A 15040-nucleotide genomic window follows, 5' to 3' on the forward strand; every position below is an offset into this window, starting at 1 on the left:
CCCGGGCGCCACGCCGTGAAGCGCGTCAGAGGATGGCGCCCGGTGTGTAGCCCGCAGCCGCCGGGTGCTGGCGGACCACCTCGTCGATCTTCTCGGCCACCGCGGCGACCTGCGCGCCCGCCGCGCCCACGAAGGCCGCCCGGTCGGCCACCAGTGCGTCGATCTCGCCCCGGGTCAGGCCGAGCCGGCCGTCGGCGGCCAGCCGGTCGAAGAGGTCGTTCTCCCCGGCGCCCTTCTCGCGCATCTCGAGCGCCACGGCGACCGCGTTCTCCTTGATCACCTCATGCGCCGTCTCGCGACCGACGCCCCGGCGTACGGCGGCGACCAGGATCTTGGTCGTGGCCAGGAACGGCAGGTAGCGGTCGAGCTCTCGGGCGACCACCGCGGGATAGGCGCCGAACTCGTCGAGCACTGTCAGGAACGTCTGGAAGAGGCCGTCGGTGGCGAAGAAGGCGTCGGGCAGGGCGACCCGGCGGACCACCGAATCCGAGACGTCGCCCTCGTTCCACTGGTCGCCGGCCAGCTCGCCGATCATCGACACGTAGCCGCGGACCACCACCGCCAGCCCGTTGACGCGCTCGCTGGACCGGGTGTTCATCTTGTGCGGCATCGCGCTCGAGCCGACCTGACCGGGCCGGAAGCCTTCGGTGACCAGCTCCTGGCCGACCATCAGCCGGATCGTGGTGGCCAGGCTGCTCGGTGCGGCGACGACCTGGGCCAGCGCGGTCACCACGTCGAGGTCGAGCGAGCGCGGGTAGACCTGGCCGACGCTGCTCAGCACCGACGCGAAGCCCAGGTGCGCGGCGACCCGGCGTTCGAGCTCGGCCACCTTGGCCGCGTCGCCGTCGAAGAGGTCGAGCTGGTCGGCGGCGGTGCCGACGGGGCCCTTGATGCCGCGCAGCGGGTAGCGGGCGATGAGGTCGGTGAGCCGCTGGTACGCGATCAGCAGCTCCTCGCCGGCCGACGCGAACCGCTTGCCGAGCGTGGTCGCCTGCGCGGCGACGTTGTGCGAGCGGCCGGCCATGACCAGGTTGTCGTGCTCGACCGCCAGCCGGGCGAGCCGGGCCAGCGCCGCCACCACCCGGTCCCGGACGAGCGCGAGCGACGAGCGGATCTGCAGCTGCTCGACGTTCTCGGTTAGGTCCCGCGAGGTCATCCCCTTGTGGATCTGCTCGTGGCCGGCCAGGGCCGCGAACTCCTCGATCCGCGCCTTCACGTCGTGCCGGGTGACCCGCTCCCGCTCGGCGATCGAGCTCAGATCGACGTCGTCGAGCACCGCCCGGTAGGCCTCGACCACCCCGTCGGGCACGTCGATGCCGAGGTCGCGCTGCGCCTCCAACACCGCGATCCACAGGCGCCGCTCCAGCTTCACCTTCTCGGTCGGCGACCAGAGGGCGACCAACTCAGGCGAGGCGTATCGGGCGGCGAGAACGTTGGGTACCTGCGTCACCCGGCCATCCTCCCACCACGCGCGACGGCTAGATCGCGTGGTGCAGCCGGCGGACGTCGCGGCTGAGCAGCATGGCCGCGGTGGCCAGGGCCATCAGGGCCGCGGCACCGACCAGGGTGGGCCGCACCCCGAAGTGCTCGGCGAGCGGCCCGGCCGCGACCTGCCCGATCGGCACGGCCAGGATCGAGCCGAGCATGTCGTAGGAGTAGACCCGGGCCAGCAGCTCGCTCGGCACGTGCTCCTGCATCGTGGTGTCCCACGCGACGGTGAACTGCTCCAGCGCGAACCCGACCACGAACCCGGCCACCAGCAGGACCAGCACCGCGGGGGTCAGCCCGAGGGCCAGCACCAGCAGCGCGTCGCCCAGGCACCAGAGCACGCCGTAGAAGAGCAGCCGGCTCACCCGGATCCGCATCGCGACCAGCGCGCCGACGATCATGCCCGCGGTCTCCACGGCCAGGATCAGCCCCCAGGTGGCGCGGCCGAAGCTCTCGTCGGCGACCACCGGACCCAGCACGGTGACCGATCCCGACAGCGCCGCGTTGATCACGCAGAAGCCGGCGACCACCGTCCAGAGCCAGGTGCGGCTCGCGAACGCCGACCACCCGAGCCGCATCTCGGTGAAGAACCCGAACCGCTCGGCGGCATCGGGCCGTTCTCGTCGCGGCAGCCGCACCAGCGCGAACAGCAGGCCGGCGAGGAAGAACGTGCCGGCGTCGACCGCCAGGCCCCAGCCCGGCCCGGCGGTGGCGACCAGCAGGCCGCCCAGCGAGGCGCCGGCGATCATCGCGGAGTTCCAGGCGAGCCGGTTGATGGCGTTGGCCTGCTGCAGCACGCCGGCCGGCACCGTCTGCGGAAGGATCGCGGAGATGGCCGGGAACGCGACCGCGGCCGCCACGCCGTTGACCGCCGACAGCGCCAGCAGCAGTGGAATCGTCGCGGTGCCGGTGAGCACGGTGACCGCGACCGCCGCCTGGGTCGCACCGGCCAATGTGGACGCGCCGACCATCACCAGGTGGCGTGGCAGCCGGTCGGCGATGACGCCGCCGAACAGGATGAAGACGACGTTGGCCAGCGAGCGCGCGCCGACCACGAGGCCCAGGTCGCGGGCCGAGCCGGTGAGGTCGAGCACGGCGAACGACAGCGCGATCGGCGCCACGGCGTTGCCCAGCATCGTCGTCGTACGGCCGGCGATCAGAAACCGGAACGGCCGGTGTCGCAGCGGTGCCAACAGACCCGGGCGCGGTTGCTCCGCGGCGGCCGGCGGGGCCGGGGTGACCGTGCTCATTTCGCGTCAGGCTCCATTCTGAACAGCGCGATCGTGGCGTTGACCCGGATCGCGCCAGGGGTACGGGGGGCGACCGCGGCCCGGTGCAGGGCTCGGCTGGCCTCGGTGATCTGCTCCTCGACCCGCAACCAGACGGCAGGGTCGACCCAGAGCTCGGCGTCGGTGAAGTGGTTGCCCTGCGCCCGCATGACGGCCCGGGAACGGCGCCGGAGCTCGGCCGCCAGCGCCTCGTAGATGAGCAGGTGGTCGGCCGTCCGCTGCGCCCCTTCGGGGATCGCGGCGCGCGGCTTGTCGAAGCCGGCCTCGGCGGGATGACGATACCTCTTCGCCACCCCGCCGCGAATCTTCTCCTCGCCGGCGACCTCGATCTGGCCGGCCGCGAGCAGGTGGCGCAGGTGGTAGCTGGCGTTGGCGTGCGTCAGGTCGAGCTCGCGGGCCACCTCGGCGGCGGTCATCGCGGCGCCGGTCAGCAGCGACAGGATCCGTAGGCGGAGCGGGTGCGCCAACGCGCGGAGCTTGACGGTCGGGTCGTCCCCCAAAGACATGTTTGACAGTGTGCGCGACACGCACGCACACTGTCAAACAGTCGTTTGGGGGTCTCAGCGCTCCAGGATCGCCACCACGCCCTGGCCGCCGGCGGCGCAGATGGAGATCAGCCCCCGCCCGCTGCCCTTCTCGGCGAGCAGCTTGGCCAGCGTCGCGACGATCCGGCCGCCGGTCGCGGCGAACGGGTGGCCCGCCGCCAGCGACGAGCCGTTGACGTTGAGCTTGGCCCGGTCGATCGCACCGAGCGGGGCGTCCAGCCCGAGCCGCTCCTTGCAGAACTCCGGCGATTCCCAAGCGGCCAGCGTCGCCAGCACCTGCGACGCGAACGCCTCGTGGATCTCGTAGAAGTCGAAGTCCTGCAGGCTCAGCCCGTGCCGGGCCAGCAGTCGGGGCACCGCATAGGCCGGGGCCATCAGCAGCCCTTCGTCGCCGTGCACGAAGTCGACCGCCGCCGTCTCCGCGTCGACGAAGTGGGCCAGCACCGGCAACCGCCGCTGCGCCGCCCACTCCTCCGAGGCCAGCAGCACGGTCGACGCGCCGTCGGTCAGCGGTGAGGAGTTGCCCGCGGTCATCGTCGCCCGCTCGGCGTCGGGGCCGCGCGTGCCGAACACCGGCCGCAGCTTGCCCAGCTTCTCCACCGAGGTGTCGGCCCGTAGGTTCTGGTCGCGGGTCAGCCCCAGATAGGGCGTGACCAGATCATCGAAGAAGCCCCGGTCGTACGCCGCCGCGAGCCGCTGGTGCGACGCCAGCGCGAGCGCGTCCTGGGCCTCCCGGTCGACGTTCCAGCGCAGCGCCGTGATGGCGGCGTGGTCACCCATCGACAGCCCCGTGCGCGGCTCCGCGTTGCGTGGCCGGTCGGGGATGAACGCCTGGTGCGGCCGCAGCCTGGTGGCCGCCCGCAGCCGCGCGCCGGTCGTGCGGGCCGCGTTCATCTGCAGGAGCGTGCGGCGCAGGTCCTCGTTGAGCGCGAGCGGCGCGTCGGACGTCGTGTCGACCCCGCCGGCGATCCCGGCGTCGATCTGGCCCAGCGCGATCTTGTTGGCGACCAGGATCGCCGCCTCCAGCCCGGTGCCACAGGCCTGCTGGATGTCGTAGGCCGGAGTCGTCGGGTCGAGCCGCGAGCCCAGCACGGCCTCGCGGGTCAGGTTGAAGTCGCGGGAATGCTTGAGCACCGCGCCGGCGACGAGCTCGCCGACCCGGGCGCCGGCCAGCCCGAACCGGGCGACGAGCCCGTCGAGCGCGGCGGTGAGCATGTCGAGGTTGCTGGCCGCGGCATAGCGGCTGTTGGAGCGGGCGAACGGGATGCGGTTGCCGCCGACGATCGCGACTTTACGGGTCTCCATCAGTCGCCTCCCTCCAGGGTTACTCACGAGTAGGCTACCGCTATGAGCGACCGCTACGCGAGCTTCGCGAACTCCGGTCCCGGCCGTGCGCTGGTCAAACGGCTGGGGCTCCCGGCGCCGCCGGTGTTGCGGCGGTTCCGTCCCGGTGATCCGCTGGTCACCGGCCCGGTCCTGCTCGGCGGGGCACCCGGCGGGCGGCTCGACGGCCCGGTGCGCAAGATGCTCACCATCGCCGGCGTCGCCCTCGACGGCGGGCCGCCCTGGTCGGCGCTGCTCTTCGACGCGACCGGCATCGCCGACTCAGCCGCCCTGCACCCGCTCTACGAGTTCTTCCACGCCAACGCCCGCGCGCTCGCCCCCAACGGGCGCGTGATCGTGTTCGGCACACCGCCGGCCGCCTGCGCCTCGCCGCGGGAGGCCACCGCGCAGCGCGCACTCGAGGGCCTGACCCGCAGCATCGGCAAGGAGTTCGGCCGCGGCACCACGGCGCAGCTGGTCTACGTCGCGCCCGGCGCCGAGGAGTTCACCGACTCGACGGTGCGGTTCCTGCTGTCGGGACGCTCGGCGTACGTGTCGGGACAGGTCATCCGGATCGGCCAGGTGAGCTCCTCGCCGATGACCGACTGGGCGCACCCGCTCGAGGGCAAGGTGGCCCTGGTGACCGGCGCGGCGCAGGGCATCGGCGCGGCCATCGCCCGGGTGCTGGCCCGCGACGGGGCCCGGGTCGTCGCGCTCGACGTGCCGGCCGCCGGCGAGGCGCTGGCCCGGGTGGCCAACGAGATCGGCGGCACGGCGCTGCAGCTCGACCTCACCCGCCCCGATGCGCCGTCCACGCTGGCCGCGCAGCTGCTCTCGCGACACGGCCGGGTCGACATCGTGGTGCACAACGCCGGCATCACCCGCGACAAGACGATCGCCAAGATGTCGGGCGAGCAGTGGGACGCGGTGGTCGACGTCAACCTGTCGAGCCAGGAGCGGATCAACGACGCGCTGATCCCGCTGCTGCCCGAGGGCGGCCGGATCGTCTCGGTCTCGTCGACCAGCGGCATCGCCGGCAACCGGGGCCAGACCAACTACGCCACGTCCAAGGCCGGCGTGATCGGGCTGGTGCAGTCGATGGCGCCGATCCTCGCCGCCCAGGGCGTGACCATCAACGCGGTGGCGCCCGGCTTCATCGAGACCCGGATGACCGCCCGCATGCCGCTCGGGGCCCGCGAGGTGGGGCGCCGGATGAACAGCATGTCGCAGGGCGGCCTGCCGGTCGACGTCGCCGAGACCATCGCCTGGCTGGCCGCACCCGGCTCGTCCGGCGTGACCGGCAACGTGGTGCGGGTCTGCGGCCAGATGTGGTTGGGTGCCTAGATGTCCATCGTCGAGCTCGACGGCCCGCCGGAGCTGGGACCGCTCTACCGGCGGGCGGCGATCCGGGCGCTGCCCCGCATCGGCCTGGTGCCGGGCAGCGACCGGCGGCCGCCGATCGAGGTGTTGCCCGACGTCGAGCTCGTGTTGCGCGGGGTCGAGGTGAGCCGCAGCTGGCTCGCCGACTACGACCGGGTGTGCGGGTTCCGGTTGACCGACCGGTTGCCGGTGACCTTCCCGCACGTGCTGGCCACCCCGCTGGCGATGCGGCTGATGACCGGGCCCGACTTCCCGTACCCGGTGGTGGGGTTGGTGCACGTCGGCAACCGGATCACGGCGACCCGGCCGATCGACGCCGCGGAGCGGCTCGACCTGTCGGTGCGCGCGGTCGACCTGCGGCCGCACGAGCGCGGGCGCCAGTTCGACATCGTCGCCGTGGCCACGGTCGACGGCGTCGAGGTGTGGCGCGACGTCTCGACCTACCTGCGCCGGGGCCGCGGCGACGGTTCGGGCGGGTCCGGACCGCGCGACGTGCCGCCACCGGCCTCGGCGACCTGGCGGGTGCCGGCCCGGGTCGGCGTCGACTACGCCCGCGTCTCCGGCGACCGCAACCCGATCCACACCTCGCGGCTGGGCGCCCGGCTGTTCGGCTTTCCGCGCCCGATCGCGCACGGCATGTGGAGCAAGGCCCGCTGCCTGGCCGCGCTGGACGGGCGGCTGCCCGACGCGTACACGGTCGAGGTGGCCTTCAAGCGGCCGATTTTGTTGCCCGGCACGGTGGCGTTCTCGGCCACCCCGGGTGAGACCTTCGCTCTGCACGATCCGAAAACCGGCGCGCCGCACCTGATCGGCACCATGAGCTAAACCACGCCGCGCACGGCACCTTGTCGCTTCCTGTGCCCACGGTTATTCTCATCTTGAGTTGTTCTTAGATCGAGAAGTTCTAAGTGTGAGAAGGATGGGCCGTGGTCAACGAGCAGGAGTTCCTGGCGGGGTACGACCCGCGGGCCTATCCCGCGGTGGCGGTCACGGTCGACGTGGTCGCGCTCACCATTCGCGACGGCGAGCTCCAGGTGCTGTTGATCCAGCGGGCCGCCCCACCGTTCGCCGGCTTCTGGGCCCTGCCGGGCGGTTTCGTCCGACCCGAGGAAGACCTGCCCGTCGCCGCCCGGCGCGAGTTCGCCGAGGAGACCGGGCTGGGCGGCGAGCCGCTGCGCCGGGTGCACTTCGAGCAGCTCGCCTCCTACGGCGCCCCCGAGCGCGATCCGCGCATGCGGATCTTCTCGATCGCCTACCTCGCCTTCGCGCCCGACCTGCCCGAGCCGTCGGCCGGCTCCGACGCCAGCGCCGCCCAGTGGCTGCCGGTCACCGCGCTGCCGAGCCGGGAGCTGGCCTTCGACCACCGGCGGATCGTCGACGACGGCCTCGAGCGGGCCCGCTCCAAGCTCGAATACACACCGCTGGCGACGCGCTTCGTCGGCGAGGAGTTCACCATCGCCGACCTGCGGGCCGTCTACGAGACGGTCTGGGGACACCCGCTGCACGCCGGCAACTTCCACCGCAAGGTGCTCTCCGTGCCAGGGCTGGTCGAGGGCACCGGCGCCACCACCGAGCACGGCGGCCCGCGCGGCGGACCCCGCGCCCGCCTCTACCGGGCCGGCGACGCCAACCTGCTGCATCCCGCCCTGCTCCGGCCGGCCCGAGAGGAGACCGTCCGATGACCACGCTCGACGACGCGATCCGCCGCGTCCACGAGGCCACCAGCGACGAGGAGCTGTTCGGCCCCGACGACCCGCACCGCGGCTACCTGCGGCTGGCCGCCGTGCTGCACCCCGACCGCGTCGCGCCCGGCGCCCGGGCCGCCGCGACCGACGCGTTCGTGACGCTCACCAACCGCTGGCGGGCCCGCGGGACGGTGGTCTTCGGCCGCTACCGGGTCGGCGCGGTGGCGCACACCGGCGACCTGGCCAACCTGCACGACCTCGGCCGCGGGCTGTTGCTCAAGCAGCCGCGCCGGCCGGTCAACAACGACCTGATGGAGCGCGAGGCGACGGCGCTGCGCCGGATCGCCGACGCCGGCGACCCGCGCTACCTGCCCTACGTGCCACGGATGGTCGACACGTTCCGGCACCGCGACCCGGGCACCGGCCAGGAGCGCCGGGTCAACGTGCTCGGTTCGGTGCCCCACCTGACCAGCCTGGCCGACGTCATGCGGCTGCGGCCCGAGGGCCTCGACCCGCGCGACGCCGCCTGGATCTGGCGCCGGTTGCTGGTGGCGCTCGGCCTGGCCCACCGGGCCGGCGTGGTGCACGGCGCCGTGCTGCCCGAGCACATCCTGATCGAGACCACCGACCACGGCGTCGTGCTGGTCGACTGGTGCTACTCGGTGGTCGACGGGCTCGACCACGTGCCGGCGGTGGTGGAGCGCTACGCCGACTGGTACCCGCCCGAGGTCCACAATCGACTGCCGCCCGAGCCGGGCACCGACATCGCGATGGCCGCCCGGTCGATGACCGCGCTGATGGGTGGCCACGCGCCGGCGGCGCTGCTGTCGTTCGCCGACGGCTGCACGCTCCCGTCGCCACGGTCGCGCCCCGACGACGCCTGGGCGCTCCTCGCCGAGCTCGACGACCTGCTCGAACGACTCTACGGCGTGCGGAAGTTCCGCCCGCTCAACCTCTAGAAGGAGGCCCGCGATGGGCAGCGGAGTCTGGTCAACCGATGTCTACGATGCCGCCGACCGCTACCGGCGCACCACCGGCCGCAGCGCCTTCGCCTACAGCGACAGCGGCGCCCGCACCGTCCACCCGAAGCTCGACCCGCACGGCACCGTCCGGGAGAGCCGTGACTCGCGGGAGCACCCGGAGTCCCTCGCGATCGCGGTGGTCTTCGACGTCACCGGCTCGATGGGTGACATCCCCCGCGTGCTGCAGACCAAGCTGCCCAAGCTGCTCGGCCTGCTGCTCCGCAAGAACTACGCCCGCGACCCGCAGATCCTCTTCGCCGCGGTCGGCGACGCCACCTGTGACCGGGTGCCGCTGCAGATCGGCCAGTTCGAGTCCGACAACCGGATGGACGACGACCTCGGCCGGATCGTGCTCGAGGGCGGCGGTGGCGGCCAGATGCGCGAGTCCTACGAGCTGGCCTTCTACTACCTGGCTCGGCACACCGAGCTCGACTGCTTCACCAAGCGGGGCCGGCGCGGCTACCTGTTCGTGATCGGCGACGAGCTGGCCTACGAGCGGGTCAAGGCGCGCGAGGTGCGCAACGTCTGCGGCGACGACCTGGCCGAGGACATCCCGCTGCGGCGGATCGTCTCCGAGGTGCGCCGCAAGTACGAGACGTTCTACCTGCTGCCGCGCGGCGCGAACTACTCCGGCAACGCCACGGTCCTCGACTTCTGGCGCGGCCTGCTCGGGCAGAACGCGATCGAGCTCGACGACCCGGAGGCGGTGTGCGAGACGATCGCGCTGGCGGTCGGGCTCGGCGAGGCGGCGATCGACCTCGACGCCGGCCTGGCCGACCTGGCCGAGACGGGCAGCACGGTGTCCACGACGGTGTCCAGCGCGCTGGCCACGGTGGACCGTGGCGGTCGGGTCCTGTCGACCTGGGGCCTGCCGACCACGCTGCAGGGCGACGACCGGATCAGCCGGCTATGAACCACGTGCTGGTGGCCGACCTGGGATACGGCGACGCGGGCAAGGGCACCGTCGTCGACTGGTTGTGCGCGAAGGGAATCGACGGCCGCCCGGTTGCCGCAGTGGTGCGGTACAACGGGGGCGGGCAGGCCGGCCACAGTGTCGTTCTGCCCGACGGGCGGCGTCATGTCTTCGCCCAGTTCGGCGCCGGCACGTTGCGTGGCGTGCACACGCACCTGTCGCGGTTCATGGTGGTCGACCCCTTGGCGCTCGTCGTCGAGGCCGACCACCTGGCCGACATCGGCGTGCCGGACGCGTTCGAGCGCCTGACCGTCGAAGGTGACGCGCTGCTCGCCACGCCTTACCACCGGGCGGCCAACCGCGCCCGGGAGATCGCCCGCGGTGCCCACCGGCATGGGTCCTGCGGGAAGGGGGTGGGCGAGGCTATGGGGTACGCCCTCGCCCACCCCGCCGACGCGCCCCGGGTGGCCGACGCGCAGGCGCCCGGGGTGCTCGGCGCGAAGCTGGCGGTGCTCCGCGACCGGCTCGTCGACGAGCTGGGTCCGCTGGACGTGCCGCCGATCGACGCGACGGTGCGCGCCTTCGGCGCGTTCGCCGCGCGGGTCCCGATCGTCAGCCGGGCGTTCCTCGGCGACCTGCTGGCGGTCGGCCCGGTGGTTTTCGAGGGTGCGCAGGGTGTGCTGCTCGACGAGTGGCACGGCTTCCACCCGTACACCACCTGGAGCACGACGACGTTCGACAACGCGGAGACGTTGCTGGGCGAGGGGGGTCAGGCCGGCAACGCGACGCGGCTCGGCGTGCTCCGGGTGGTGACCACGCGGCACGGCCCGGGTCCCTTGGTCACCGAGGACCCGGGTCTGCCGCTGACCGACCCCAACAACCCGACCAACCGCTGGCAGGGCCGGTTCCGGTTCGGGCACTTCGACGCGGTGGCGCACCGGTACGCGGTGGAGGTGTGCGATGGGGTCGACGGGATCGCGCTGACCCACCTCGACGTGGCTTCGCCGGCCCTCAAGTTCTGCTCGTCCTATGACTGGACGGACCGGCTGGTGCCCGGACCCGTCGGCGACCTCCACCGGCAGGAGGCGTTGACCCGGCGGCTGTTCAGCACGCGACCGCGCTACTCCCCGGCGCCGGTCGACTGGCCGGGCACGGTCTCGGCCGAGCTGGACACCCCGGTGGTGATCACCTCGCACGGCCCGACGGCGGAGGCCAAGCAGGTGCTCAGGCCGAACTGGGCTGCCAGAGCTCACCCCGTAGGAGCTGGCGGGCACCCAGCCAGGTGAAGTTCATCAGGCGCGCGGCCGAGTGGTCAGGGTCGGCCTCGGGATGGTCGGCCAGCCAGTCGGCGACCGACTCGGCCGCGCCGACCAGGGCGTACGCGCTCGCGGTCAGGTCCTGGTCGCGGGCCTCGGTGCCCTGGGTGCGCACCGCGCGGGCCAGCATGCCGGCGATCACCTCGACGATGCGGGCCCGCAGCGCGGCGAGGTCGTCGGCGAACGGCTGGCGGCTCTTGGCCTGGCGGTAGAGCACGGCCCAGCCCGCGCGGTGCTCGCCGACGAAGCCGAAGAAGCCGCGCAGCCCGCGCCAGAGCTGCTCGTCGGCCGGCAGGTCGTCCTGGACCATGGCGACGATCGACTCCAGCAGGCGCGTGCCCTCCCGGTTGACGCAGGCCCGGAACAGGTCGTCCTTGCTGCCGAGGTACGCGTACACCATGGGCTTGGAGATGCCGGCCTCTTCGGCGATCTCGTCCATGCTGGCCTCGTGGAAGCCGCGGCGCGAGAAGACCAGCACAGCGGCGTCGAGCATCTGCTGCTCGCGTACCGCTCGTGGAAGGCGCCTCACGGTTGCCAGCATATCTACTCGTGCGTAAGGTTACTGCGGAGTAGGTATTTCACTTTGAAGGGGAAGCGCCGCGATGTCTGACTTCGACCCGACCCAGTTCGCCTCGGTCGGCCCCAAGGAGTTCGCGCAGCTCGTCAAGTCCACCCCGGACACCAAGATCGCCGAGGTCATGCAGAGCGACGCCCGGGGCAAGATTCTTGACCAGGTCTTCGACCGCATGCCGACGCTGTTCCGTGCCGACCGTGCCGGTTCGACCAACGCGGTGATCCACTGGACCGTTACGGGCCGTCCCGACGGTGGCAGCGACACCTACGAGGTGGTCATCGAAGACGGTGCCTGCACGGTCAACAACACCGCCGAGCGCGACCCGCGCCTGTCGCTGACCATGGGCCCGGTCGACTTCCTCAAGATCGTGTCGGGCAGCGGCAACCCGGTGATGATGTTCATGACCGGCAAGCTGAAGGCCAAGGGCGACCTCGGCCTGGCCGCCAACATCGCCAACCTGTTCGACATCCCCAAGGCCTGAGGTTTTTCGTGCCTGAGTTCTCGCTCGACCTGAACGAGGAGCAGCGCGATCTGCGCGACTGGGTGCACGGCTTCGCCGCCGAGGTCGTGCGCCCCGCCGCCGCCGAATGGGACGACCGCGAAGAGGCGCCCTGGCCGGTGATCCAGGAGGCGGCCAAGGTCGGCCTCTACGGTTTCGAGTTCCTGGCCAACACCTGGGCCGACCCGACCGGGCTGTCGCTGCCGATCGCGAGCGAGGAGCTCTTCTGGGGCGACGCCGGGATCGGGCTGGCCATCATGGGCACGTCACTGGCCGTCGCGGCGATCTACGGTTCGGGCACGCCCGACCAGCTCGTCGAGTGGGTGCCGCAATGCTTCGGGTCGGTCGACTCGCCGGCCGTGGCGGCTTTCTGCTCGACGGAGCCGGAGGCGGGGTCCGATGTGGGCGCGATGCGCACCCGGGCCGTCTACGATTCGGCGGCCGACGAGTGGGTGCTGTCCGGGCAGAAGGCCTATGCCACCAACGGCGGGATCGCTGCCGTGCACGTGGTGACGGCCAGTGTCGACCCTTCTTTGGGTGCGCGGGGGCAGGCGGCGTTCGTCGTGCCGCCGGGGACGGCCGGGCTGGCGTCGTCGCGCAAGTTGCGCAAGCTGGGCCTGCGGGCCTCGCACACCGCCGACGTGTTCCTCGACGACGTGCGGGTGCCGGGGTCGTGCCTGCTGGGCGGGCGCTCCGCTCTGGAGGAGCGGCTCGCGCGGGCCCGTTCCGGGCAGCGGTCACAGTCGTCGTCGGCGATGCGGACGTTCGAGATCACCCGACCCACCGTGGGCGCGCAGGCGATCGGGGTGGCCCGGGCGGCGTACGAATATGCGCTCTCCTATGCCAAGGACCGCGTGCAGTTCGGCCGGCCGATCATCGAGAACCAGGCGGTGGCGTTCGCGCTGGCCGACATGCGCACCGACATCGACGCGGCGCGGCTGCTGGTCTGGCGGGCGGCCTGGATGGGCCGCAACAACCGGCCCTTCGAGGCGGGCGAGGGCTCGATGTCGAAGCTGCGGGCCGGCGAGGTCGCGGTCTCAGTCACCGAACGCGCCCTCCAGATCCTCGGCGGCGCCGGCTTCGTGCGCGACCATCCGGTCGAGCGCTGGTACCGCGACGCCAAGATCTACACGATCTTCGAGGGCACCTCGGAGATACAGCGGCTGGTGGTGTCCCGGGCTATCTCGGGCCACCAGATCCGGTGAGTGCGGCCCACACACTGTTCACCCTCGGGCGCCGGGGGTTGTTGACCCCCGGCTCGCCGCGGCGTCTCGCTTTGCAGTTGAGGGCGCTGCGGCGGTGGGGGTTCGGGGTTGGTGGGTCGCTTTTGTCGGCGGCTGCGCGGTCGCCGTCGCGGGTGGCGCTGATCGACGATGCGGGTGCGCTGACCTATGGTTCGCTGCGCGACCAGGTGGTCGGTGTGGCCTCGCGGCTGCCTGTCTCCGCCGGTGATCGGGTGGGGGTGTTGTGCCGCAACCATCGTGGGTTCGTGTTGTCGGTGGCGGCGCTGTCGCTGCGCGGGGCCGACGCTGTTTTGATCAACACGGGCTTCTCGGCGGCGCAGATCGAGGCCGTTGTGCGGGACCACGGGTTGAAGCTCGTAGTGCACGACCCGTCGTTCGAGGTCAGTGGGCCGGCGCTGGTGTCGACGTTGCTGTCCGGCTCGGTCTCTGGATCCTCCTCGGCGGCCGGTCCGCTCGACGCTTCTATGGGTGCGGCGGCTTTGCCGGAGGCGGGCTCGTCCTCAGCCTCCGGTCCGCTGCCGGACCCTTCGTCGCCAGCTGTGGACACGGCGGCTTCGCCGGAGGCGGGCTCGTCCTCAGCCTCCGGGCCGCTCCCGGACCCTTCGTCGCCAGCTGTGGGCACGGCGGCTTCGCCGGAGGCGGGCTCGTCCTCAGCCTCTGGTCCGCTCGCATCGCTATCTGATCGTCTCGGCACCGGATCGTTGGCGCCGCCGGAGCGGCCTGGGCGGACCGTCGTGCTCACGTCGGGGACGACTGGGACGCCCAAGGGTGCCCGGCGGCCGAATCCCGGTGGGCTGGGGCCGTTGGTCTCGATCCTCGATCGCATTCCGGTGCGGGCCGGCGCCCGGATCCTGATCCCCGCGCCGTTGTTCCACACCTGGGGTTACGCGGCTTTGCAGCTGGCGCTGGGGCTGCGCGCCTCGGTGGTGCTGATGCCGCGGTTCTCTCCGGAGTCCCTTGTGGACCTCGCCACCCGGCACGCGTGCTCAGCCGTCTTCGCCGTGCCGGTGATGCTCGAGCGGCTGCTGGAGACGAAACGGGTGCTGCCGCCGTGCGTACGCGTGGTGGCGGTGAGTGGTTCGGCCCTGCCCGGGGATCTGGCCACGCGCTTCATGGACACGAACGGCGACGTCCTCTACAACCTCTACGGGTCGACCGAGGTGTCCTGGGCCTCCGTCGCGACACCGGCCGAGTTGCGCCGGACGCCGGGCACCGCGGGCCGGCCGCCGCGCGGCACCCGGGTGGCCATCCTGTCCGCCGCCGGAACGCCGGTCGCGCCGGGCACCGTCGGCCGGATCTTCGTGGGCAACGACATGCTTTTCGAGGGGTACGCCGGACACGCCTCCGTCGAGTCCCACGACGGGATGCTGTCGACCGGCGATCTCGGGTTCGTGGACTCCGCGGGGCTGCTCACGGTGTCCGGCCGCGCGGACGACATGGTCATCTCCGGCGGCGAGAACGTGTTCCCGTCGGCGGTCGAGGACCTGTTGTCGACGTTGCCCGGGGTGCGGGAGGCGGCGGTGGTGGGCGTGCCGGACGCCGAGTTCGGGCAACGGTTGGCGGCGTTCGTGGTGACGCATGACGGGGTGACGTTGACGGCGGACGAGGTGCGCGATTACGTGCGTCGGGTGGGCGCCCGGTTCGCGGTGCCGCGAGACGTCCGTTTCGTGACTGAGCTGCCGCGTACGACGACTGGCAAGGTCATGAAGCGCGCTCTGCTGAACGACTGATCGCGCCGGTATCGTCACTCTCTGTTGCTGCT

14 protein-coding genes are annotated in these 15040 nt (G+C 72.2%); 9 read left to right on the forward strand and 5 right to left on the reverse strand.

The features are described 5' to 3' along the window. Positions 1 to 25 precede the first annotated feature (25 nt). From purB to O7635_RS08795, 4 genes are read right to left on the reverse strand one after another with little or no spacing between them, the layout of a single operon-like run. The gene (purB, locus tag O7635_RS08780) at positions 26 to 1450 is read right to left on the reverse strand and encodes an adenylosuccinate lyase (protein ID WP_278079916.1); all 1425 of its coding nucleotides are present in this window, start codon (positions 1448 to 1450) and stop codon (positions 26 to 28) included. A 28-nt stretch (positions 1451 to 1478) separates the two neighbouring features. Beyond that, positions 1479 to 2738 carry an MFS transporter gene (locus tag O7635_RS08785; RefSeq protein WP_278079917.1) on the reverse strand — a complete coding sequence of 420 codons (1260 nt, stop codon included), beginning with the start codon at positions 2736 to 2738 and terminating at the stop codon, positions 1479 to 1481. Then, entirely contained in the window at positions 2735 to 3283 is a 549-nt protein-coding gene (locus O7635_RS08790) for a helix-turn-helix domain-containing protein (protein WP_278079918.1), read from the reverse strand. The genes O7635_RS08785 and O7635_RS08790 overlap by 4 nt, the downstream gene beginning before the upstream one ends. Positions 3284 to 3337: 54 nt before the next feature. Continuing rightward, the gene (locus O7635_RS08795) at positions 3338 to 4630 is read right to left on the reverse strand and encodes an acetyl-CoA C-acetyltransferase (RefSeq protein ID WP_278085412.1); all 1293 of its coding nucleotides are present in this window, start codon (positions 4628 to 4630) and stop codon (positions 3338 to 3340) included. 39 nt (positions 4631 to 4669) lie between these two features. Between O7635_RS08795 and O7635_RS08800 the strand changes: the two genes are divergently transcribed. The 6 genes from O7635_RS08800 (at position 4670) to O7635_RS08825 (ending at position 10931) form a co-directional block, all read left to right on the forward strand. After that, positions 4670 to 5989, forward strand: coding sequence for a 3-oxoacyl-ACP reductase (locus O7635_RS08800; RefSeq protein ID WP_278079919.1), 1320 nt, complete (start codon positions 4670 to 4672; stop codon positions 5987 to 5989). Then, complete coding sequence (locus O7635_RS08805; protein WP_278079920.1) at positions 5990 to 6850, forward strand: MaoC/PaaZ C-terminal domain-containing protein; 861 nt, start codon at positions 5990 to 5992, stop codon at positions 6848 to 6850. 101 nt (positions 6851 to 6951) lie between these two features. Beyond that, on the forward strand, positions 6952 to 7707 hold the full coding sequence (locus O7635_RS08810; protein ID WP_278079921.1) for an NUDIX domain-containing protein: 756 nt from the start codon (positions 6952 to 6954) through the stop codon (positions 7705 to 7707). Further along, positions 7704 to 8669 (forward strand): serine/threonine protein kinase, encoded by a 966-nt coding sequence (locus O7635_RS08815; RefSeq protein ID WP_278079922.1) that lies wholly within the window; start codon positions 7704 to 7706, stop codon positions 8667 to 8669. Before O7635_RS08810 ends, O7635_RS08815 begins: the two co-directional genes overlap by 4 nt. A 13-nt stretch (positions 8670 to 8682) precedes the next feature. After that, positions 8683 to 9645 (forward strand): hypothetical protein, encoded by a 963-nt coding sequence (locus tag O7635_RS08820; RefSeq protein ID WP_278079923.1) that lies wholly within the window; start codon positions 8683 to 8685, stop codon positions 9643 to 9645. Beyond that, complete coding sequence (locus tag O7635_RS08825; protein ID WP_278079924.1) at positions 9642 to 10931, forward strand: adenylosuccinate synthetase; 1290 nt, start codon at positions 9642 to 9644, stop codon at positions 10929 to 10931. The genes O7635_RS08820 and O7635_RS08825 overlap by 4 nt, the downstream gene beginning before the upstream one ends. On the opposite strand, the gene O7635_RS08830 is transcribed toward O7635_RS08825, so the two are convergent. After that, positions 10870 to 11454 carry a TetR/AcrR family transcriptional regulator gene (locus O7635_RS08830; RefSeq protein WP_278085413.1) on the reverse strand — a complete coding sequence of 195 codons (585 nt, stop codon included), beginning with the start codon at positions 11452 to 11454 and terminating at the stop codon, positions 10870 to 10872. The genes O7635_RS08825 and O7635_RS08830 overlap by 62 nt on opposite strands. Before the next feature lie 109 nt (positions 11455 to 11563). Between O7635_RS08830 and O7635_RS08835 the strand changes: the two genes are divergently transcribed. The 3 genes from O7635_RS08835 to O7635_RS08845 are packed head-to-tail and all read left to right on the forward strand — an operon-like array spanning position 11564 to position 15008. Next, positions 11564 to 12016: an SCP2 sterol-binding domain-containing protein gene (locus O7635_RS08835; protein WP_278079925.1), complete on the forward strand. Its 453-nt coding sequence runs from the start codon at positions 11564 to 11566 to the stop codon at positions 12014 to 12016. Positions 12017 to 12024: 8 nt separating this feature from the next. Continuing rightward, positions 12025 to 13239, forward strand: a complete 1215-nt coding sequence (locus tag O7635_RS08840; protein WP_278079926.1) for an acyl-CoA dehydrogenase family protein — start codon at positions 12025 to 12027, stop codon at positions 13237 to 13239. Continuing rightward, on the forward strand, positions 13236 to 15008 hold the full coding sequence (locus O7635_RS08845) for an AMP-binding protein (RefSeq protein ID WP_278079927.1): 1773 nt from the start codon (positions 13236 to 13238) through the stop codon (positions 15006 to 15008). Before O7635_RS08840 ends, O7635_RS08845 begins: the two co-directional genes overlap by 4 nt. Positions 15009 to 15040: the final 32 nt, after the last annotated feature.

This window comes from Asanoa sp. WMMD1127 (genome assembly GCF_029626225.1).
Lineage (GTDB): Bacteria > Actinomycetota > Actinomycetes > Mycobacteriales > Micromonosporaceae > Asanoa.